This window comes from Mesorhizobium sp. M2A.F.Ca.ET.039.01.1.1 (genome assembly GCF_003998035.1).
GTDB lineage: Bacteria > Pseudomonadota > Alphaproteobacteria > Rhizobiales > Rhizobiaceae > Mesorhizobium.
Window position 1 is genome coordinate 1 of sequence record NZ_RZRY01001318.1, and the last position, 904, is coordinate 904.

General features: G+C 62.5%; 1 protein-coding gene. It reads right to left on the reverse strand.

The genetic code is table 11. The features are described from left to right. Nucleotides 1–44 precede the first annotated feature (44 nt). On the reverse strand, nt 45–904 hold an 860-nt coding region (locus EOA24_RS39570), incomplete at its 5' end, for a BMP family protein (protein WP_133375016.1).

Below are 904 nucleotides of genomic sequence, written 5' to 3' on the forward strand. Positions count from 1 at the left end.
CGGCAGGACAGAGAGGGGGGCCTCGCGCCACCCTCAAAAATGCATCAATCCGAAACCGGCGTGTTCTCGTCGACGTCGACGCGGAAATTGCCTTCGAGGATCTCGGCCTTTTTCTTCTCGACCAGTTCCTTCACCTCGGCGGGCAGCGTCTTGTCGAACTTGTGGTAGGGCGCCAGATACGAGCCGCCCTTGGCCATGCGCGAGAAATCGCCATAGTCCTGCGCGGTGAAGACGCCGGCCTTGACCAGCTTGATCGCCTGCTCGACCGTCGGATACATGTCCCAGACCGGGCCTGTGATCACCGTATCCGGCCCGAGGCTCGACTGGTCGGACATGTTGGAGATGGCGTAGATCTTCTTCTCCACTGCCGCCTCGATGACGCCGAAGCGCTCGGCATAGATGACGTCGACGCCGGCGTCGATCTGCGCGACGGCCGCTTCCTTGGCCTTGGGCGGATCGAAGAAGGAGCCGATGAAGGCGACCTTCTTCTTGACGTTCGGATTGACCTCCTTGGCTCCGGCGAAGAAGGCGTTGACCAGGCGGTTCACTTCCGGAATGCCCATCGCCGCGACCGCGCCGACCGTGCCGGACTTCGACATCTTTCCGGCGATCATGCCGGAGAGATAGGCCGGCTCATGGATCCAGTTGTCGAAGACGCCGAAATTCGGCTCGGCCGGGCCGGCGCCGGAGCCGAACAGCCATGCGGTTTTCGGGAACTGCTTGGCCGTGCGGCGTGATTCGCGCTCGGCGGCAAAGGCGTCGCCCAGCACCAGCTGGTAGCCACCTTGCGCATATTCGCGCATGACGCGGCTGAAGTCGGCGGTCTGCACCTTTTCCGACCATTTGTATTCGATGCCCAGTTCCTTCTCGGCCTTCTGCAGGGCGACATGGATCTGGTTGTCCC